12 protein-coding genes are annotated in these 19,671 nt (G+C 64.2%); 6 read left to right on the top strand and 6 right to left on the bottom strand.

Annotated features, from left to right (window positions below):
- Nucleotides 1-81 precede the first annotated feature (81 nt).
- Nucleotides 82-2,295 carry a response regulator gene (locus tag ACR0NJ_RS02860; protein WP_480815623.1) on the bottom strand — a complete coding sequence of 738 codons (2,214 nt, stop codon included), beginning with the start codon at nt 2,293-2,295 and terminating at the stop codon, nt 82-84.
- Between the two features lie 116 nt (nt 2,296-2,411).
- Between ACR0NJ_RS02860 and ACR0NJ_RS02855 the strand changes: the two genes are divergently transcribed.
- The 3 genes from ACR0NJ_RS02855 to pbpC are packed head-to-tail and all read left to right on the top strand — an operon-like array spanning nt 2,412 to nt 10,082.
- Nucleotides 2,412-7,838: an alpha-2-macroglobulin family protein gene (locus tag ACR0NJ_RS02855; protein ID WP_480815622.1), complete on the top strand. Its 5,427-nt coding sequence runs from the start codon at nt 2,412-2,414 to the stop codon at nt 7,836-7,838.
- Nucleotides 7,835-8,053: a hypothetical protein gene (locus ACR0NJ_RS02850; RefSeq protein ID WP_480815621.1), complete on the top strand. Its 219-nt coding sequence runs from the start codon at nt 7,835-7,837 to the stop codon at nt 8,051-8,053. Before ACR0NJ_RS02855 ends, ACR0NJ_RS02850 begins: the two co-directional genes overlap by 4 nt.
- Nucleotides 8,046-10,082, top strand: coding sequence for a penicillin-binding protein 1C (pbpC, locus tag ACR0NJ_RS02845; RefSeq protein ID WP_480815620.1), 2,037 nt, complete (start codon nt 8,046-8,048; stop codon nt 10,080-10,082). Before ACR0NJ_RS02850 ends, pbpC begins: the two co-directional genes overlap by 8 nt.
- Nucleotides 10,083-10,170: 88 nt before the next feature.
- On the opposite strand, the gene ACR0NJ_RS02840 is transcribed toward pbpC, so the two are convergent.
- Genes ACR0NJ_RS02840 through ACR0NJ_RS02825 form a run of 4 tightly spaced genes read right to left on the bottom strand, consistent with a single transcriptional unit; the run spans nt 10,171 to nt 16,848 of the window.
- A complete protein-coding gene (locus ACR0NJ_RS02840; RefSeq protein ID WP_480815619.1) occupies nt 10,171-12,213 on the bottom strand; it encodes a hypothetical protein in 2,043 nt (680 codons plus the stop codon).
- On the bottom strand, nt 12,210-14,972 hold the full coding sequence (locus tag ACR0NJ_RS02835) for a DUF4159 domain-containing protein (protein ID WP_480815618.1): 2,763 nt from the start codon (nt 14,970-14,972) through the stop codon (nt 12,210-12,212). Before ACR0NJ_RS02835 ends, ACR0NJ_RS02840 begins: the two co-directional genes overlap by 4 nt.
- The gene (locus tag ACR0NJ_RS02830; RefSeq protein ID WP_480815617.1) at nt 14,969-15,844 is read right to left on the bottom strand and encodes a DUF58 domain-containing protein; all 876 of its coding nucleotides are present in this window, start codon (nt 15,842-15,844) and stop codon (nt 14,969-14,971) included. Before ACR0NJ_RS02830 ends, ACR0NJ_RS02835 begins: the two co-directional genes overlap by 4 nt.
- A complete protein-coding gene (locus ACR0NJ_RS02825) occupies nt 15,841-16,848 on the bottom strand; it encodes an AAA family ATPase (RefSeq protein ID WP_480815616.1) in 1,008 nt (335 codons plus the stop codon). The genes ACR0NJ_RS02830 and ACR0NJ_RS02825 overlap by 4 nt, the downstream gene beginning before the upstream one ends.
- 52 nt (nt 16,849-16,900) lie before the next feature.
- On the opposite strand from ACR0NJ_RS02825, the gene ACR0NJ_RS02820 reads away from it, so the two are divergent.
- Nucleotides 16,901-17,494, top strand: a complete 594-nt coding sequence (locus ACR0NJ_RS02820) for a DUF1285 domain-containing protein (protein WP_480815615.1) — start codon at nt 16,901-16,903, stop codon at nt 17,492-17,494.
- On the opposite strand, the gene ACR0NJ_RS02815 is transcribed toward ACR0NJ_RS02820, so the two are convergent.
- Nucleotides 17,480-18,424: a DMT family transporter gene (locus ACR0NJ_RS02815; protein WP_480815614.1), complete on the bottom strand. Its 945-nt coding sequence runs from the start codon at nt 18,422-18,424 to the stop codon at nt 17,480-17,482. The genes ACR0NJ_RS02820 and ACR0NJ_RS02815 overlap by 15 nt on opposite strands.
- A gap of 175 nt (nt 18,425-18,599) precedes the next feature.
- On the opposite strand from ACR0NJ_RS02815, the gene ACR0NJ_RS02810 reads away from it, so the two are divergent.
- Together ACR0NJ_RS02810 and ACR0NJ_RS02805 are read left to right on the top strand one after the other, a co-directional pair.
- A complete protein-coding gene (locus tag ACR0NJ_RS02810; RefSeq protein WP_480815613.1) occupies nt 18,600-19,355 on the top strand; it encodes a hydroxypyruvate isomerase family protein in 756 nt (251 codons plus the stop codon).
- 62 nt (nt 19,356-19,417) lie between these two features.
- Nucleotides 19,418-19,648, top strand: coding sequence for a DUF2798 domain-containing protein (locus tag ACR0NJ_RS02805; RefSeq protein WP_480815612.1), 231 nt, complete (start codon nt 19,418-19,420; stop codon nt 19,646-19,648).
- Nucleotides 19,649-19,671: the final 23 nt, after the last annotated feature.

The following is a 19,671-nucleotide window of genomic DNA, read 5'->3' as shown; positions in this document are numbered from 1 at the left end:
ATTTGAATCGAAATACGCTGCCTCTTCTTTCGGTCGAACGCGCATTTCGATGAGTTTGCCCCAGACAAAACGCAAAACGCCCTAATCCGCCTGCTCGGTTTCGGAAATCAAAGGGCTGGCGTCCTTGGGCACATGCTGCCGGATCATCTGATGGATCAGGGTCTTGTGCAGCGGCTTTGTCAGGTAGTGGTCCAGCCCGGCGGCCAATACGCCCTGATCATCCCCGGCCTGCGCGTGCGCGGTCAGGGCCACGATGGGCACGTGACGCCCCGTCTCAACCTCTTGCCGCCGGATTTCGGTGGTGGCCTGCTTGCCATCCATGCCGGGCATCGAGATATCCATGAAGATCAGGTCCGGGTCGAACTCCCGATAGGCCTCAACCGCTTCGATCCCGTTATCGGCAAAGCGCAATTCAATGGTCAGGTCTTTGACCATCTTCTTCAGGATCAACTGATTGGTCCGGTTATCCTCGGCGGCAAGCACTCGCATCAGCCGTCTGCCAGCGGAGGGCTCGCCCGGCGGCGCGGGAGGGATGGCGGCATCGTCTTGCGCGACCAACTGCTCTGCAGGACCTTCGAACGTTTTCAGCTTTGCATATAGTTCCGCTCGAGAAATGGGTTTCTGCAGCACGCCCTCGATCAGGTGACGGACAGGATTTGCATGGATCAGAGCCGGATTTGCTGACATCAACACCACTGGCACCTCGCCCCATCCGCGCTCCTTAAGCAAGGTCGCCAACTCCAGCGCGTCCATGTCCGGCAGATCGTGATCGCAGAGCAGCAGTTCTACAGAAGCGCTCATCTGCGACAGAGCGTCCCGGCCAGATGCGCAGACCGTGACGCGGACGCCAAGGCGGCCCAGTTGCTTGGTCAGGATGGCGCGATTCACCACCATATCCTCGACAATCATGACGTGGTTCAGGTGCCCGACCAGATCGGGCGGCGCGGGCTGGGCGCCTTCGGCAATCGGCAGGGACACCCGGAACCCGAAACACGAACCCTGCCCCGGTTCGCTTTCAACCCAGACCGTGCCGTCCATCAAGGTGATCAGGCGTTTGGTGATGGCCAGCCCCAGCCCGGTGCCCTCAAAACGGCGGTTGCGTTCATCCTCGACCTGGTTGAACTCACCAAATATATGCCCGATCTTGTCCGCCTCGATCCCAATGCCGGTGTCTTCGATCGCCACGTGAATATCACAGCTTTGCCGGTCGGGATGCGGCACGCCTGTGACCCGCACCAGAACGTGGCCCTTGGCGGTGAACTTGACCGCATTGCCCATCAAGTTGGTCAGAATCTGCCGAATGCGCCCGGGGTCGCCCATGAACAGCGTCGGCATGAACAGGTCGTAATCCACCAGCACGTTCAACCCCTTGTCGCGCACGCTGGGCTGCATCAGCATCGCCACCTCAAGGATGCAGCGTTCAAGATCGAACCGTTCGGGGTGCAGGATCAGCTTGTCGGCCTCGATCTTGGAATAGTCCAGAACATCATTGATGATGACCAACAGCGCCTCGCCCGAGTTGCGGATCGTGTTCACATAGAGCCGCTGTTCTTCGTCCATGGGCGTTTCGGTCAGCAGTTCGGTCATGCCGACAATGCCGTTCATCGGGGTTCGGATCTCATGGCTCATATTGGCCAGAAAGGCCGATTTCGCCCGGTTTGCGGCCTCGGCCCGTTCGCGCGCGGCTTTCAACTCGGCCTCATGCCGGACCGAGGCGGTGATGTTGAGCGCTAGGCTGACCACATCGCCGCTGCTGCCGCGCTGGTCGATCAGGCGGATGTATTCGCCGTTCCACAGTTGGATCACCACCGGCGGAGGGTTCGGGCGGGCCCAGCGGTCGAGCATCGCCGCCTGCCAGTCCGCCGCCGGTTCATGGCCGATATCGACGATCCCCTCGGTCGTCAGCAGGTCCAGAATGCGGTTATAGGAAATACCCGGCGCGACCTCATCCAGCCCTTCGAACACGCTCAGATACGCCGCGTTGGCGCTGATTAGCCGGCTATTGCCGTCAAAGAACGCAAACCCGTCCTGAATGGTCTGGATCGAGTGCCACAGCCGCCGCTCGGCCAGTTCGATCTTGGCATTGGCTTCGGTCAGGTCGGATTTTACCTTTTCATTCTCATCCCGGACGGTTTCCACCTCGGCCTGGGTTTCACCGATGCGTTTGGTCAGGGCGATGGCGTGACGGCCCAGCTTGCGGTTGGCGGCGGACAGTTCCGCCTGTTTCAGATGCAACAACCGCTCAGCCGCCAGCCGCGCGCGTCGTTCCTGTGCCAGTTTGTTTGCAAGACTCATTTTTCGCGATTCCGGATCAGCCTGCTGTCACCATCTCGGCAGAGCATGAAAAAGTGTTTAAGCCGTTGCGCAATCGGCGCGCGCCATGCAAGGCTGATGACAAAGAGGAGGCCGCAATGCACCGCTTTGCCCTGATTTCAATCACTTACGTTTTTCTGCATCTCATTCTTCCCGCTGCCGTCTGGGCGCAAAACGCGGTGCCCGAGTTTCGCTATATCGCCACGCGGGATGCGGATTTCTACGGCTCGGATCTGGATGCTCTGTTCGATACGGACCTGAAATCCTGTATTCAGGCGTGCTCGGCCAATGATTTGTGCACGGCCTTCACGTATAACGCCCGGTCCAATGCGTGTTTTCCCAAAAGCGGCGTGAACCGTGAGGAAGCCTATGAGGGCGCGGTGTCGGCCCGAAAGGTTCTGACCACTGAATCGACCCTAACATTGGGCAAAACGCACGCAGATGCGCTGGACATCCTGCGAGACGCCGATCTGATCCAGGCCGGAAAACAGTCGCGGGATTTGGGCTTTGTTCATCCCGCTGGTGGATACGATCTGAAAACCGTTCTGGATGCGGCGCGCAGTGCAGGAAACGTGACTCAGGCAATGCAGTGGACCGGGGTTGCGGTTTCGCTCAGCGATGCGCCGGATTTGTGGGTCGAGTATGCGCGGCTGTTGCTGGCGATGAATTCCTCGGACTGGAACGAAAAACGCGCCCTCCGCACCCGCGCGCTGAACGCGGCGATCAACGGGTATCTGCGGGCCGAAGCCCCCGGCACTCAGATGGCCGCGTTAATGACGCTTGCACAAGCGCTGGAACAGGTCGAGCGTGGCCGCGACATGATCCCGGTTCTGCGGCTGGCCGAACAGTTGCAACCGCGCGAGGATGTGCTGGCCGCGCTGAATGACGCTATCGGGAAATACGGCTTCCGGGTGCTGGACAGCACGGTGGAAAGCAATGCCGAGGCTCCGCGCATCTGCGTCACATTCTCAGAACCGCTGGTCAAGGCGGGGGTCGATTACGATCCCTTCGTGCAGCGCGGTGACGAAGGGTTGATCGTGCAAGTCGACGGTTCAGGCCTGTGTGTCGACGGCGTGGCGCATGGTGAACGGTACCGGCTGACCCTGCGCGCGGGCCTACCTGCGGCCTCGGGCGAGGTGCTGAACCGAAATGTGGACCTGACCCATTACGTGCGCGACCGAGCGCCCTCGGTCCGATTTCCGGGGCGCAGTTATGTGCTGCCTAAATCCGCCGACGCTGCCCTGCCGGTGGAAACCGTCAACCTGTCAGAACTGGACCTGACCCTGCGGCGCGTCAGCGACCGCAACCTGCTGCGCGCGGTGCAACAGGATTTCTTTGGCCGCCCGCTCAGCCAGTGGCAAGAGCGCGAATTCTCGGACGAGATCGCCGAGGATATCTGGTCCGGCACCGCCGAAGTCCCCAACCAGCTGAACCAGACCATGACCGCCCGCCTGCCCATGGCCGAGGCGATCAAGGATCAACCTGCGGGCATCTATGCGCTGACCGCACGCGTTCCGGGGGCCGATCCCTATGACGACCCCGGCGCGACGCAGTGGTTCGTGCTGACCGATCTGGGTGTCAGCACGGCGCTGGGAACCGACGGCCTGCATGTCACCGTGCGCGGGTTGCACGATGCCCTGCCGCGCGCGGGGATCGAGGTCTCTCTGGTCTCCAAAGCCAACGCGGTGATTGCCAAATCTCGGACCGATGCCACCGGCTATGCAAGGTTCGAACCCGGCCTAACCCGAGGCACCGGGGCCAGCGCGCCTGCGCTGGTTATGGCCGCCGATGGCGATCAGGATTTCAGCTTCCTGTCCCTGACCGACCCGGCCTTTGACCTGTCCGATCGCGGCGTTGAAGGCCGCGCGCCTGCGGGTCCGGTCGATGTGTTCCTGACCACCGACCGGGGCGCATACCGTGCCGGAGAGGTGATCCACCTGACCGCCCTGTCCCGCGATGCCGAGGCGCAGGCCATCGAAGGCCTGCCACTAACCGCTATCCTGTATCGCCCGGATGGGGTGGAATACCGCCGCATCGTCTCGGATGGCGGCGTCGCCGGAGGGCATGTGTTTGCCCTACCCGTCGCGGCAGACGTGCCGCGCGGGGCCTGGAAGATCGAGGTCAAATCCGACCCTAAGGCAGACGCACTGGCCCGGCAAAAGGTTCTGGTCGAGGATTTCCTGCCGGAACGCATCGATTTCACCCTGTCCCTGCCCGACGCCCCCCTGCGCCCCGGCGACAGCCCGCCCTTGCAGATCGACGCGCGGTATCTGTTTGGCGCTCCGGGCGCGGATTTGAGCATCGACGGGCAGGTCATCGCCCGCGCCTCGGGCACAGTTCCGGGCTTCGAAGGCTACCACTTCGGCCGCTATGACGCGGACATCCAGACCAAGAGCAGCTATTTCGGCGATGCCCGCACGGATACCGCCGGTCAGGCAACGGTTGCGGTGAAAATCCCATTATTAGAGACTGAAGGCAGGCCCGTTGAGGCCACCGTGATCGCCCGCCTGGCCGACGGATCGGGCCGCCCGGTGGAACGCCGGTTGGTCGCCCCAGTTCAGCCCTCGCAACCCGTGATCGGCGTGAAACGCCTGTTTGACGACGTGATCCCCGAAGGCACCGAGGCTACGTTCCAGATCGTCGGCCTGTCCTCCGATCTGACCCCCAGCCCGATGCGCCTGCGCTGGACCCTGAACCGGGTCGAGACGCGCTATCAGTGGTATCAACTGTACGGCAACTGGAACTGGGAACCCACCACGCGCCGCACGCGCATCGCCACGGGGGAGGTCGACTATACGTCAGACCCGCTGACACTGACGCAACCGGTCGATTGGGGCCGGTATGAGCTGGTGGTGCAAAGCGTGGATGGGGCCTATGCCGAAACGGCGGTGGATTTCTACGCGGGCTGGTATCAGGGCGGCGACGCCTCGACCACGCCGGACCGGTTGGAGATGTCGCTGGATCGCGACACCTATCGTGCGGGCGACACGGCGCAGTTGCGCATCGTTCCGCGCATGGCGGGCGTCGCGCAGATCGAGGTTCTGTCGAACCGCCTGATCCAGCGCCAGATGATCGAGGTGCCCGAAGGCGAAACCGTGATCCCCATCGAAGTCACGCAGGACTGGGGTACCGGAGCCTATGTCACCGCGACCGTGATCCGGCCCATGGATGTCTCTTCCGGGCAGAACCCCGCGCGGACCCTGGGCGTGGCCCATGCCGCTGTTGATCCGGTGGGGCGCAAGCTGGACGTGACGATTAATGTCCCAGCCGTCACGTCCCCGCGCCAGATGCAAAAGGCCCGTATCAGGGTCGAAAATGCGCGCGAAGGCGACCCGGTCTGGCTGACGCTCGCTGCCGTGGATGTGGGCATCCTGAACCTGACAGGGTTCGAAAGCCCCGACCCGCAGGCGCATTACTTCGGCCAGCGGCGGCTGGGTGTTGACCTGCGGGATGTCTATGGCCGCCTGATCGACGGCATGAACGGCGCGATGGGCACGGTCCGTTCTGGTGGCGACGCCGATAACGGGCTGCGGCGTCAGTCTCCGCCGCCGACACAGGACCTGATGGCCGTGTTCCGCGGCCCCGTTCAGGTTAACGCCAACGGAGAGGCCGAGGTCGACATCCCCCTGCCCGCCTTCAACGGCACCGTGCGTCTGATGGCGGTGGCGTGGTCAAAGGCGGCGGTGGGACAGGCCGAGGCCGAGATGATCGTCCGCGACCCGGTGGTCGTCACCGCCAGCCTGCCGCGCTTTCTGGCCCCCGGTGATCAAAGCCGCATGCTGCTGGAAATCGTCCATACCGATGGCCCCGCCGGAGAGATGGCGCTGGGGCTGACCTCCTCGGGCGAACTGGAACTGGGACAGGCCCCCACCAGCTTCACCCTTGAAGAGGGCGGTAAGGCCGTGTTCGACATCCCGCTCCGCGCCACTGCGGTTGGCGATCCCGAAATCAGCCTGTCCATCACTACGCCGGACGGGCGCGACCTGAGTCAAACTTTGCGGATGCCAGTGCGCGAGAATGACCCGATTGTGGCTCTAACTAGACGGTTTTCGCTGGGCTCTGGCGACAGTTTCTTGCTCTCGCAGGATGTCTTTGACGGGTTCCGGCCCGGTTCAGCCAAAGCAATCCTGTCTGCCGGACCGCTGGCTAAATTCAACACACCCGGCCTGCTGGACCGGCTGGACCGCTACCCCTATGGCTGCACCGAGCAGATCACCAGCCAAGCGCTGCCGCTCTTGTACCTGTCCTCGGTCGCGCAGGCCTCGGGGCTCGGCGACGGACCGGCGATGGATCAGCGCATCGGTACTTCGATCCGCAGCATCCTGTCGCGGCAGGCCTCGAACGGGGCATTCGGCCTCTGGCGCGCGGGCAGCGGTGATTTCTGGCTGGACGCCTACGTGACCGATTTCCTATCCCGCGCGCGGGTGCAGGGACATACCGTCCCGGATCGCGCCTTTGCGCAGGCGATGGATAACCTGCGCAACCGGATCAACTATGCGCCCGATTTCGACACGGGCGGGCAGGACATCGCTTACGCGCTGATGGTTCTGGCGCGCGAAGGGGCCGCTGCCATGGGCGATCTGCGCTACTATGCGGATGTGAAGGGCGACGCCTTCGACACACCCCTTGCCGCTGCGCAACTGGGGGCTGCGCTGGCATCATATGGCGATCAGAGGCGCGCCGATGCCATGTTCACCCGCGCCGCGCAAATGCTGGCCCGGCAGCCCGATCAAACGCAGACCTACTGGCGCGCGGATTACGGCACGAACCTGCGCGATGCGGCGGGGCTGCTGACACTGGCCGTGGATGCCGGAAGCGAGGCGGTGGATCGCGACGCCCTGATCCAGCGGGTTGCCGCAGGCCGTTCGCATCTGTCGACGCAGGAAGCCGCGTGGTCGTTGCTGGCAGCGCATGCGTTGGTCTCGGACCCCGCAGGGTCGGGCCTGCTGATGAATGGCACGCCAGTCGATGGCCCCTTCGTACAGGTTCTGGACGCCGCCCACACGGAAGAACTGAACATCACCGCCGCAAACGGAAGCCCCACGGACATCACCCTGACCGTCACTGGCATCCCGGAAACCGCGTCTGCGGCGGGTGGCACCGGATATGCGATCCAGCGCGCCTATTACTCGATGGAGGGCGAACCGCTTGACCCGTCCGCTTTTGCGGTCGGCGACCGGTTCGTGACGGTTCTAACGGTCACACCTTTTGAGAACGGAGGGGCGCGGCTGATGGTGGATGACCCGCTGGCAGCGGGGATCGAGATCGACAATCCAAGCCTGCTGCGCTCGGGTGATGTGCGGTCGCTCGACTGGCTCGACCTGTCCGAAGCCACCCATTCCGAGTTCCGCTCGGACCGGTTTCTGGCCGCCGTCGATCTGTCGGATCGCCGCACGGTGACGCTGGCCTATGTGGCCCGCGCGGTCACGCCCGGAGAGTTCCATCACCCGGCCGCATCGGTCGAGGATATGTACCGCCCGCAAAACCGCGCCCGAACCGACACCAGTCGCGTCGAGGTCAGATGACTGGCAGAGCCGCAATAGCCACCGCCCATGGGCGGCGTCTGGACCGGCAGGACACTCTCGCGTGCAACCCGTCGCGGCTTGATCAGGTCTACACGCGGTTGAACGACGAAACGGTTCTCTGTGCTTCGGCAAACCACCGGGCGGAACTGACCGTCCACACCTCAGGCCTTGGCACCCACTGCCGGGATTTGTGGGAGGGATGGGTCGATGCCTAGACCCTCGCGCTGGCTACTGGCCCTTGCCGGGCTGCTCTACCTGGCCGGTTTCGCGCAGGACCGAGCCGAGGACTGGGTGAACGCGACCATCCTGCCCCCGGTTCTGGCCGAAACATCAGTTGAAATGCGCGACCGCACCGGGGCGCTGCTTCGTGTTTTTCCGGTTGAAGATGGCATCTGGCGGCTGCGATCCGGCCCGGTCGATCCGTCCTTCACCGACATGCTGATCCGGTACGAGGATAAGCGATTCCTGAGCCACGCAGGTGTCGATCCGGTTGCGATGCTGCGCGCCGCAGGGCAATCGCTTTGGAACGGGCGCGTGGTCTCGGGCGGATCGACCCTGACCATGCAGGTCGCGCGACTGATCGAGGATGGGTCAACCAGGCGGTGGAGCGGTAAAATCCGCCAGATTAGGGTCGCATTGGCGCTGGAGAGGCGGCTGAGCAAACAGCAGATTCTGAACCTCTATCTGACTCATGCGCCCTATGGTGGCAATCTCGAAGGCATCCGCGCCGGAACCCGCGCATGGTTCGGCAAAGACCCGGCGCGCCTGACACCGGCGCAGGCCGCGCTGCTGATCGCTCTGCCGCAATCGCCCGAGGCCCGGCGGCCCGACCGCAACCCCGATATAGCGCGCGACGCGCGGGATCGCGTGCTGGGCCGGATGCAGCGCTTTGGGGTTCTGTCGGCGTCCGAGACGCGCAGCGCGCTGACCGAAGCGATGCCCGCGCAGATGACCCCCTTCCCGCGTCTCGCCCCACATCTGACCGAGCGCGCGCATCGCCAACACCCCGAGGTCAGCACCCACGACCTGACCCTGAACGCGGACCTGCAGGCCCGGCTTGAACCGTTGGTCGCTCAGGCGGCATCGCGCGCTGGCCCCCGTGTGTCCGGCGCGCTGATGGTGGTGGATCATCAAAGCGGAGAGATTTTGGCCTCGGTCGGGTCGGCGGGCTATCAGGACGCACGGCAGGGGTTCGTGGACATGACCCGCGCGCTGCGCTCGCCGGGGTCGACGCTGAAGCCGTTGATTTACGGACTGGCCTTCGATCAGGGGCTGGCCCACCCCGAAACGCTGATCAGCGACAGCCCGGTGATGTTTGGACGCTATGCACCGCGCAATTTCGATGGTGTGTTTCGAGGCGATGTGCGGGTGCGGGAAGCATTGCAAATGTCGCTGAACATCCCCGTCGTGCGCTTGACGCACGAGCTGGGACCGGCCCGCGTGATGGCCGCGCTGCGGGACGCCGGGACCGATCCGCGCCTGAGCGGCGGTGCGCCGGGGCTGGCTGTTTCACTGGGCGGCGTGGGTCTGAGCCTGCACGATCTGGTCCAGCTTTATGCGGCACTGGCCGCGGGCGGGCAAAGTCCGACGCTGCGCTCTGACCTGCTGGCGGACACCGCGACAACCATGCGTGTCCTGTCCGAAACCTCTGCCTGGCAGGTCGGGGATATCCTCGCGGGCCTCACACCGCCGCCCGGCGCACCATCCAGCGGGTTGGCCTATAAGACCGGCACCTCTTACGGGCATCGGGATGCCTGGGCGATTGGCTTCGACGGGCAGCACGTGATCGGTGTCTGGCTGGGCCGCGCCGATGGAACCCCGGTTCCGGGCGCGTTTGGAGGCGACCTTGCCGCCCCCCTGCTGTTTGAGGCGTTCGGCCACCTGAAACCCACGATTGACCCATTGCCGCCCCCGCCGCCCTCAACCCTGATCGTGGGCGCGGCCCGATTGCCGCAGCCGCTGCAGCGCTTCCGCCCGCGCGGGGCCGCGTTTGAGGTTGATCCAGCCGCGCCCGACCTGCTGTTTCCCCCGGATCGTGCGGTGTTAGAGACCAACGGCGCGCCCCTGACGGTCAAACTGCGCGGTGGCGTCGGTCCGTTTTCAGTTCTGGCCGATGGGGTTCCGGTGCTGACCGGTCAGCGCCAGCGGGAGTTCGAAATTCCCAATCCCGGGCCCGGATTTGCCGCACTGGTGGTGGTGGATGCGCAGGGCCGGTCGGATCGCGTCTCGGTCCGGATCGAATAGGGCGTTTTATTTGAGCCAGCCTATCGAAAGGCGCGGTCGACCGAAGGCAGAGGCAGCGCATTTCGATTCACATCAAACGCAAAGCGCCCTAGCGACGCCCCTCTCGCAGCCAGCCGCCCAGCAGGAAGCCACCCGCCAGCAGCAGGACCAGCCAGGGCGGCAACAGCCCGGCCTGCGTGACATCGCGCGTCTCATAAGCGTTGCGCGGCGTCAGGCCGATCCAGCCGCGCCCCGCCGCGGGTCGCCCGGCGCGGACGTTGCGGATCGACGGCAACCCGTCCTCCAGCCGAATGACACCGCCGCGCATCGCGGCCAGAACCGGTTCCAGAACCTCTCCCGTCGCAATGGTGCGCTCAAATTCCCTAGGGGCTGCAGGGCCGAGGCCGATCACCGCCAAATGGTCGCCCTCTTGCAGGCGATAGAGGCCGATCTCGGGGCCGAAATACTGCGCTTCGAACCGGCCCGGCGAGACCTCATCCAGCGTCACCTCAAGCGTTTCGCCGTTCGGACGGGTGATTGTCACGGGGCCGACCTCATCCTCAAGGGTCTGGCGGATGATGCGCATGGACTGGCCGTTGGCGTCGGCCCACAGCGCCTCTTCCTCTAACTCGGGCTCTTTCATCATCCAATGGGCCAGACGGCGTAGCAGTTCCAGTTGTGGCCCGCCGCCCTCAAACCCCCGGCTCCATAGCCATGCATGATCCGAGGCCAGCATGGCGACGCGCCCCTGACCCACGCGGTCCAGAACCAACAGCGGGCGCTCGTCAACCCCCGTCATCAGAACCTCGCCCGAGCGATGTTTCACGTCGACCTGCCGCAGCCACGCGCCCCAATCCTCGGAATCGCCCAGATTGGTCGTCACCGGATGGCGATGGCCGAGGTCACTGACCATCGGCACATAGCGTTCTTCGATCACCCGCGCCGAAGGCTGGGCGGGCAGGATCGGGGCCAGAGGCGAGCGGAAGATACTGTCCGCCGTCGCGAAATCGGGCCCGGCGGCGATCAGCACGGCCCCGCCGTCGTTGATATAGTTGGTGACGTTGTCCAGATAGATCGCGGGCAGGATGCCGCGGCGTTTGTAGCGGTCAAAGATGATCAGGTCGAAATCGTTGATCTTTTCCAGAAACAACTCGCGCGTTGGGAAGGCGATCAGCGACAGTTCGTCCACCGGCACACCGTCCTGCTTTTCCGGTGGCCGCAGGATGGTGAAATGCACCAAATCGACAGAACTGTCGGATTTCAGCAGATTGCGCCATGTCCGCCCGCCCGGATGCGGCTCGCCCGAGACCAGCAGCACGCGCAATCGGTCGCGGACCCCGTTCATCTGGATCAGCGCGGTGTTGTTGCGGTCGGTCAGCTCACCCTCGGCCTGCGGCACCGAGAACTGGATCACGTTGCGCCCGCCATGGGGCAGTGTGATCGGCAATTCGACATCCAGCCCGATGGGGATGCTGAATTGGTCGGGCTCACCCCCGTCGACCGAGATTTCCAGCGGCGCGGTTGTAGCCCCGGCCGGGGCGGCCCCGCTGTCCTCGACGCGCAGGGTCAGCGTCACCGGCTCGCCGATAATGGCAAAGGCCGGGGCGTTGCGCACGATCAGGCGGCGGTCCCAATCGCTGTCGCGCCCGGTCTGCAGCAGATGCATCGGCGCGGGCAGGTCGGGGGCCTGATCGACATCATGCACGATGCCGTCCGAGACCACGAGAATACCCGCGATGCGTGCACGGGGTTCTTCGGCCAGTGCGGCGTTCAGCGCGGCCATGACCTGCGTGCCTTCATCCCCGTCGCTGTCGCCAACGCGGATGCGGCGCAGTTCGGTGTTGTCGCGGGATTCGATTTCAGCGGCCAAAGCCTCGGCGGCTTCAGCCGTCTGATCGGCGCGGTCGGCCAGCGTTTGGCTGGCGCTTTCATCCTCGATCATCAGGACGATGTCGGTCAGCGGCGCGCGGTCTTCGACCTGATAGACCGGGCCGGTCAGGGCGGCGATCACGACCAGCACCGCCAGCCCGCGTAAGGCCCAGCCGGACAAGCCGCGCCACAGGGCCAGAATTATGCCAGCGACCGCAATGGCCGCCACGATGGCCAGCACGGGCCATGGGATCAGCGGGTCAAAGATGACGGTTCCTGTCATTGTCCCAACCTGTCCAGAAGGGCGGGCACGTGCACCTGATCGGATTTGTAATTCCCGGTCAGCACATGCATCACCAGATTGACGCCAAAGCGGTTCGCCAGTTCGCGCTGGCGTTCACCGGCATAGCCGCGTCCGACCGGCAGCAGCGCCTGCCCGTTGCGGTCCACAGCCCAGGCGCCGGCCCAGTCATTGCCGCCGATCACCACCGGCGTCACGTTGTCGTTGAGGTTTCGAAACGGCATCCCTTCGATCTGTTCCGCATCCATCGGCGCGGCTTCGACCCAGACCTCGGTGCCCGCGTACCGGCCCGGGAAATCCTGCAGCAGGTAGAAGGTGCGGGTCAGCACGTGATCGCGCGGAATCGGCTCTAACGCAGGGATATTCAGCGGTGCTGCCAGTTGCTGCAACTTCCGCCCATTGGGGCTGGAGGCCCCGAACCCGGCGATATCCGCATCACGCGTGTCGAACAGGATCATCCCGCCCGAGCGCAGATAGGCGTTCAGCTTGGCATAAGCCTCGGACGAGGGTTGAGGCTGATCCGGGGTGATTGGCCAATAAAGCAGCGGGAAGAATGCCAACTCGTCACGTTCCAGATCGACGCCGATGGGGTCGGCGGGTTCGACCGAGGTGCGGTAAAACAGCGTCTGCGCCAGCCCGCGCAGCCCGGCCTGCGCGATGTCGTCCACCTGCGCGTCGCCGGTCAGCACATGGGCCAGAACCAGCTCATGCGTTGCCGCGAGTGCAAAATCTGTCTCATCCGGCGTTTGCGCCTGCGCCTCGGGCGCCAGCATCACAGCACCCAAAGCCACCGCCGCCGCGCGCGCCAGACCCAGCCGTCCGGACAGAACCAGCGAGGCGATCACATCCACTGTCAACAGGATCAGCGCCAGACTTAGAAGGATACCACCCAAGGGCGTTTCGGTCGTGACCTCCTGCCCCTTGATCGGCACGTCCGAAGGCCAGACCGCCGGTTGCAGCACCGCATCCTCAGCCAGGACATTCAGCGCCAGTTTCTGCTTGCCGCTTTCATAGAGGCCCGGTCGCAGGTCCGGCCCAAGCTGGCCGGACACCAGTTCCACGCCATCCACGCCGGCCAGATTGCCCGCATCGGACAGGGTGCCGAACCCGTCCATGATCTGCACCGGCTCCCATGTGGTGCCCTGCAACTGTGCCACCTGCCGGGATTTCGCGGCAGAGGCCACGGCCAGCCGGTCCAGCATTTCGACGAACAGCCCTGACAGCGGCAGGCTGGACCATTCCGCATCCGCTGTGACATGGAACAGCACCACCTGCCCCAGCCCCAGCGCCTTGCGCGTGACCAGAGGGGTGCCATCGGACAGCGACGCAATCACCCGATCCGCCAGATTAGGGTCTGGTTGCGCCATAACCTGCGTGGACACCACAACATCATCCGGGATCTGCAAGCCATAGAAAGGAGAGGTCTCGGGGAAGGGTGCAAGCGTCTTTGCCTCACCCCAGCTCATCGCGCCGCCGACCGTTCGGCCTCCGGTGCGCAGGCGGGCGGGCAAAAGCGTGTCTTCCTCGTCGCGGCCCAGATCGCTGGCGGCCATGCGCGGACCGGCGAAGCGCAGCAGCAGACCGCCCTGTTCGACCCATTCGATCAGCCCGGCCTCTTCGGTGTCGGACATCTGGGCCACATCGGACAGAACGATCACATCCGGGTTCGCGGGCAGCACGTCCAGCAACCCGCCTTCGACAAAATCCGCCGTGGGGATCAGGACCTGCGTCAGGTAGTGCAGCGGCGACAACAGTTCCAAGCCTTCGCGGTTCAGGGTCCCCGCGATCAGCGCAACCTCGCGCCGCCGCAGGCTGTCATCGGTCAAGGTCACTGCCCCGGCAGAGCGCTGGCCGCTGATCTCGAACCGGGTGATCCGGGCGCGCAGTTCCGAGGGCAGGGCAAGGTCGATCTGCGCCTCGGTCGCGCCTGCCTCGAAACTCACCTCGGCCGATTGCAGCACACGCGCCGTGCCTGCCGGGTCGCGGCCCTGCGCCAAAAGGGTAATGGTATCCATCGGCCCCGGTTCGGCGCGCAGAACCGTCAGCCGGATGACCCCGTCCTGATACACGGCGGGCAACACCGCCAATGCGGCCGAGGGCGCACGATACACCGTCACGCCACCGCGCGATTGCAGGGCTGAAACCAACCGGTCATGCCCGTCAAAACTTAGCCGGTCGCTGAACCAATGGGTATCGAACCCGCCATCGACCTCGTCCAATACGGTCAGCACCTGCGCGACCTGCGCCTCGGTCGGTTGCCACGGGTTCGGGGTCAGGCCCGGCAGACGGCTGCGCCATGCCTCCGCCGCCTGAAACACCGGCGTTTCCGGCTCGGTCAGGCGCAGGATCGACACCGGGCGACCCGCCCGGCCAGCCTCGGTCAGTTGCGCGTCGATCTGATCCAAGGTCGCCGACCACCGAGTGGCCCCGGCCCAGCTGGCATCCAGCACCAGCAGCAATGGCCCCGATCCGGTCTGATCGCGCGAGGGGTTCAGGACCGGCCCCGCCAGCCCGATAATGATCGCCGCTGCCGCCAGCATGCGCAGCAGCAGCAGCCACCACGGTGTGCGGTCCGAGACGCTTTCGTCGTCCTTCAGCCCCAGCAGCAATGTTACCGCCGGGAACAACCTGCGGATCGGGGCGGGTGGCACCGCGCGCAGGATCAGCCACAGGATCGGCAGGGTCAGCAGACCCAGCAGCACCCACGGCGCGGTAAAGCCGATGCCCGCCAGAACCGTCATCGCGTACCCCCGTCCAGCGCGCGATAGAGCCACAACAGAGCCGCCTGCGCGCTGTCGCCAGTGTGGTGCAAGCCCAACCGCCAGCCGGTCGCGCGGCAGAGTTGAGTCAGCGCGTCTTTGCGTTCCGCAAGGCGATCCAGATACCGCGCGCGCAATTCACCGGCCTTTAGGGTTTCGTGCCGCAGGGTGCCGCCAACGCTTTCGAAAATTGTGCGCCCGCGATAGGGGAAACCTTCTTCTCTGGGGTCCAGCACTTGCAAGATCACGCCGCGCACGCCCCGGTCCGCGGCCTTGGTCAGCGCCAGTTCGACCTCATCCATCGGGCCGAGGAAATCCGAGATGAAAACCGCCCGCGCATGTGGGATCATCGCGCGATGTTCAGGCGGGGCGTAGTCCGCCTGAACATCTTCGGACCAGGCCTGCGCCAGCCGGATGATCTGTGCATTGCCGCGCCGGGGCGGCAGGGTCGTGCCGGTCAGCCCAACGCGCTCACCGCCGCGCACCAGCAGGATGGCGGTGGCCAGCCCCAGCAACCGGGCGCGATCCGCCTTGGTCGGCAAGCTTTTGTCCGAGGCAAAGCGCATCGATGCGCCCTGATCGACCCACAGCATGATGGATTGCGCGATCTGCCATTCGCGCTCGCGCACAAATTGCTGATCCCCTCGCGCCGAGCGGCGGTGGTCTATCATCCGGCGGCTGTCGCCGATCTGAGCGGGGCGGTATTGCCAGAAATCATCGCCCATCCCCGAACGCCGCCGTCCGTGATCGCCCAGCAGCACTGTACCGGCCAGATGTTCGGCGCGCGCCAATAGGGGCGGCAGCCGGGACGCCTCGGCCTCGGACCGTTCGCGAAGGGTCAGCGCCGCATTCACGCCGCAGCCTCGGTGCGGATCAGACCGGCGGCGGTGGATTCGATTAGATCAGACAGGCTGTCGCCGCGCGCCCGCGCCGCGAAGTTCAGCGCCATCCGGTGGCTGAGCACTGGACGCGCCATGTCCAGCACATCCTCGGCATTGGGGGCCAGCCTCCCCTGCAACATCGCACGCGCCCGCACCGTCATCATCAGCGCCTGCGCCGCGCGGGGGCCAGGGCCCCAGGCCACGGTTTCGGCCACACGTTCGGACACACCTGCCTCTTCCGGGCGGAAGGCGCGAACCAGATCAAGGATCAGTTCGACCACCGACTCGCCCACCGGCATGCGCCGCAGCAGCACCTGCGCGTCCAGCAATTCCTCTTTGGTGAAAATCTGGTGGGCGTCTTCTTCCTCGACCCCGGTCGTGGCCAGCAGAATGTCCCGTTCGGTCTGGCGGTCGGGGTATTCCACATCGACCTGCACCAGAAAGCGGTCCAGCTGCGCCTCGGGCAGCGGATAGGTGCCCTCTTGTTCGATCGGATTTTGCGTCGCCAACACGTGGAACGGCACACCCAGCGAGCGATCCTCGCCCGCCACAGTCACGGTGCGTTCCTGCATCGCCTGCAGCAGCGCCGATTGTGTGCGCGGGCTGGCGCGGTTGATCTCATCCGCCATCAGCAACTGACAGAAGATCGGGCCGGAGATGAAGCGGAAATGGCGGCTGCCATCATCGGCAGTATCCAGAACCTCGGACCCCAGAATATCGGCAGGCATCAGGTCGGGCGTGAACTGGATGCGGTTGCCATGCAGCCCCATCACCGTCGACAGCGTTTCCACCAGACGCGTCTTGCCCAGACCGGGCAGACCGATCAGCAACGCGTGCCCGCCGCACAAAAGCGCGGTCAGGGTCAGATCGACAACCCGCTCCTGCCCGATAAAGCGACGGGTGATCGAGGTCTTGGCCTCTTGCAGCTTGTTTTCCAGCGCTTCGATCTCGGACACGAGGTCGGCGGGTTCGGTCATGACTTTCCCTTCCGTGGACTATTATGTTTGAAGTGTATCGCGCTGAGAGGAAATGGCAAAAGCAATGAGCGGACAAAAACCTGTGAAACCTTCGCCTGATGGTCTGGCCGCATCAGTCAAAGCCGCCAAAACACGAGGTTTGCCCCCTGTTCACCTGTGGAATCCTCCGTTTTGCGGCGATCTGGACATCCGGATCGCAAAAGATGGCACATGGAGTTATTTAGGCTCGCCCATCAACAGGTTCGAGCTGGTGAAGCTTTTTTCCTCAATTCTTAAGAAAGAAGACGGCAAGTTCTTTCTGGTTACGCCGGTCGAAAAGGTGGGAATCACTGTCGAGGACGCGCCGTTTGTGGCGGTGGATTTCGACCGGGATGGGGGTGGTGAGGGACAGACCCTGACTTTTACGACCCATGTGGGCGACACCGCTGATGCCGGACCGGATCACCCCATCCGCATTGTCACCCATCCCGAAACAGACGAGCCTGCGCCCTATATATTGATACGCGCCAACCTTGAGGCGCGCATCGACCGCAAAAGCTTCTACCGCCTTGTCGATATCGGCACCGAACATGATGGCTGGTTCGGCGTCTGGTCGGGCGGGCAGTTCTTTCCGTTGATTTCGGCTGAGGCGCTAAGCGGGCTGTGACAATTTCCGGTCCTGCGCTACCACCACGGCCAGGGCGACAATCGCCGCGCCCAGCGCCCGGGTCCAGTTCCATTCCTCCCCCAGCATAACCATGATTACCATCACGTAAAACGGCGCCACATTGATGTGGAACGAGGCCAGCGCCACCCCCAGCTTGCCGACCGAGGCGATGAACAGAACCTGGCTCAGCGCCATGGCGATCAGCGCATAGATCGCCAGCATACCCATCTGCGAGCCGTCGATGGGCGCTGATGGCATAACGTCCATCCCCATCTGGCCCGCGATCAGGACCAGAAGCCCCGCCATCACAAAACCGCCAATGAAGGTGATCGTTGCCCGCCCGATCTGGCTAAGTTCCGGGAAATCGCGGGCCGTGGCCATGCTGGCCCAGCAGAATAACCCCGTCGAGGCAATTGCGCAGGCCGCCCCCAAGCCAAGCTGTGCAGGCGCAACAGCACTGGTGGCAATCAACCCGCCAACAATGGAAACCACAACGCCCAGCGCAAAGTTCCACTGCAACCGGCGGGTGCGGGCCATCAGTTCCAGCAATGTGGCCACCAGCGGCGCGCAAGAGGCGATGATGGCCACCGTCACCGGATCGGTTAGCTTTTGCGCCAGAATAATCAGGAACATCCCAATCCCAAACCCAACTCCGCCAACAAACAGCGCGTGCCCCCAGCGGGCGCGCAAGACCTTTGCTGGTCCATCGACCAGCAGCCAGAGTGGCACCAGAATGACAACGGCCAGCCCCACACGGGCCAGCAGCAGCGCGACCGGAGGCCAGGTTTGCAGCAAAACCTCAGCCGCCGGAAACCCGGCCGCCCATGCCAGCATCGAGGCCACCGCCAGACCGTTGCCGGTCAGGGCGGAACCAGGTCCATAGGGCACAGCAACAACGGTGCCGCGCACGGGGTCAGGGCTCAGAGCCATCGGGATCAAACCTTTTGTTGGCACGGCGTCGTTAAAATGATTCGCCGCAGTGGCCCGATGCTGTCTGATCCGCACAAGGCGATCTGGCCGATTTTCGACAATCTGTCGTTTTCAGTCCCTTTCCTGAATCTGGCCTGCCCGCTAAGCTTCCTTCACCAGAAGACCGGGACCGCTCATGCCCAGATTTGCCGCCAATCTTTCGCTGCTCTTTACCGAGCTGCCCTATCTCGACCGTTTTGCCGCCGCTGCCGAGGCCGGTTTTGAGGCCGTCGAGATCCTGTTCCCCTACGATCTGGCCGCCAAGGAAACGCGCCGCGCGCTTATTGCCAATGGGCTCGAACTGATTCTGATCAATGCCCCGCCGCCCAACTATACCGGCGGCCAGCCGGGCTATGCCGCCATTCCGGGCAGCGAGGATCGGTTTCGGTCCGACATCCGCCGGGTTCTGCGCTATGCCGGGGTGCTGCGCCCAAGGCTGATCCACATCATGTCCGGCTATGCTGCGGGGCCGCAGGCCATGGCCAGTTTCATCGAGAACCTGCAATGGGCTGCCGACACTGCGCCGCAGCAGCAGTTCACCATTGAACCGCTCAACCCGGTCTCACAACCCGACTACTTTCTGAATGACTATGATCTGGCGGCCGAGGTTATGGACCAAGTCGATCGCCCCAATGTCGGCCTGCAATACGACAGCTTCCACGCCCATATGATCCACGGCGACGCGCTGGAGATTTGGCACCGTTTCCACCCAAGGGTCGTCCACGCCCAGATCGGAGCCGCCCCGGACCGATCCGAACCCGGTCGCGGGCCAACGGATTTCGCCTCGCTGTTCTCGGCCTTCGAAAATGCGGGCTATTCCGGCTGGGTCAGCGCCGAATACACACCCTCAACAGCCCGTACCCATGACAGTTTTGGCTGGATGCGTGTCTGAATGCTGGCCTTTTTGGCAAAAATCCCGCAGATGAAGACGTCCCTGTGTGAAGGATGCACTTTATGTTCCCAGCCCGTTACGCCCGCGCCGTGTTCAGCCTGATCATGTCGGGCCTGATGTCCTGTATCGTGACCGGCATCGCGACGGTGAAGGCCATCGGCTTTGGCCCCGGTACATTGGCTGACTGGATGGCGTCCTGGGCGTTCTGCTGGCCCATTGCGTTCATCGTGATCCTTCTGTTCGGGCCCACCGTGCAACGGCTGGTCAACCGCATGGTCAGGCCGTCGGACTGACCCGCTGCGAAGAGGGCCCGCCG

It is taken from the genome of Ruegeria sp. F11, from assembly GCF_056533855.1.
This window is presented reverse-complemented; position numbering and strand designations above follow the sequence as displayed.

What these genes read in the sequence shown, in the direction of transcription:
- ACR0NJ_RS02860 (WP_480815623.1), bottom strand. Translation starts at nt 2,295, where the DNA reads ATGAGTCTTGCAAACAAACTGGCACAGGAACGACGCGCGCGGCTGGCG.
- ACR0NJ_RS02855 (WP_480815622.1), top strand. Translation starts at nt 2,412, where the DNA reads ATGCACCGCTTTGCCCTGATTTCAATCACTTACGTTTTTCTGCATCTC.
- ACR0NJ_RS02850 (WP_480815621.1), top strand. Translation starts at nt 7,835, where the DNA reads ATGACTGGCAGAGCCGCAATAGCCACCGCCCATGGGCGGCGTCTGGAC.
- pbpC (WP_480815620.1), top strand. Translation starts at nt 8,046, where the DNA reads ATGCCTAGACCCTCGCGCTGGCTACTGGCCCTTGCCGGGCTGCTCTAC.
- ACR0NJ_RS02840 (WP_480815619.1), bottom strand. Translation starts at nt 12,213, where the DNA reads ATGACAGGAACCGTCATCTTTGACCCGCTGATCCCATGGCCCGTGCTG.
- ACR0NJ_RS02835 (WP_480815618.1), bottom strand. Translation starts at nt 14,972, where the DNA reads ATGACGGTTCTGGCGGGCATCGGCTTTACCGCGCCGTGGGTGCTGCTG.
- ACR0NJ_RS02825 (WP_480815616.1), bottom strand. Translation starts at nt 16,848, where the DNA reads ATGACCGAACCCGCCGACCTCGTGTCCGAGATCGAAGCGCTGGAAAAC.
- ACR0NJ_RS02820 (WP_480815615.1), top strand. Translation starts at nt 16,901, where the DNA reads ATGGCAAAAGCAATGAGCGGACAAAAACCTGTGAAACCTTCGCCTGAT.
- ACR0NJ_RS02815 (WP_480815614.1), bottom strand. Translation starts at nt 18,424, where the DNA reads ATGGCTCTGAGCCCTGACCCCGTGCGCGGCACCGTTGTTGCTGTGCCC.
- ACR0NJ_RS02810 (WP_480815613.1), top strand. Translation starts at nt 18,600, where the DNA reads ATGCCCAGATTTGCCGCCAATCTTTCGCTGCTCTTTACCGAGCTGCCC.
- ACR0NJ_RS02805 (WP_480815612.1), top strand. Translation starts at nt 19,418, where the DNA reads ATGTTCCCAGCCCGTTACGCCCGCGCCGTGTTCAGCCTGATCATGTCG.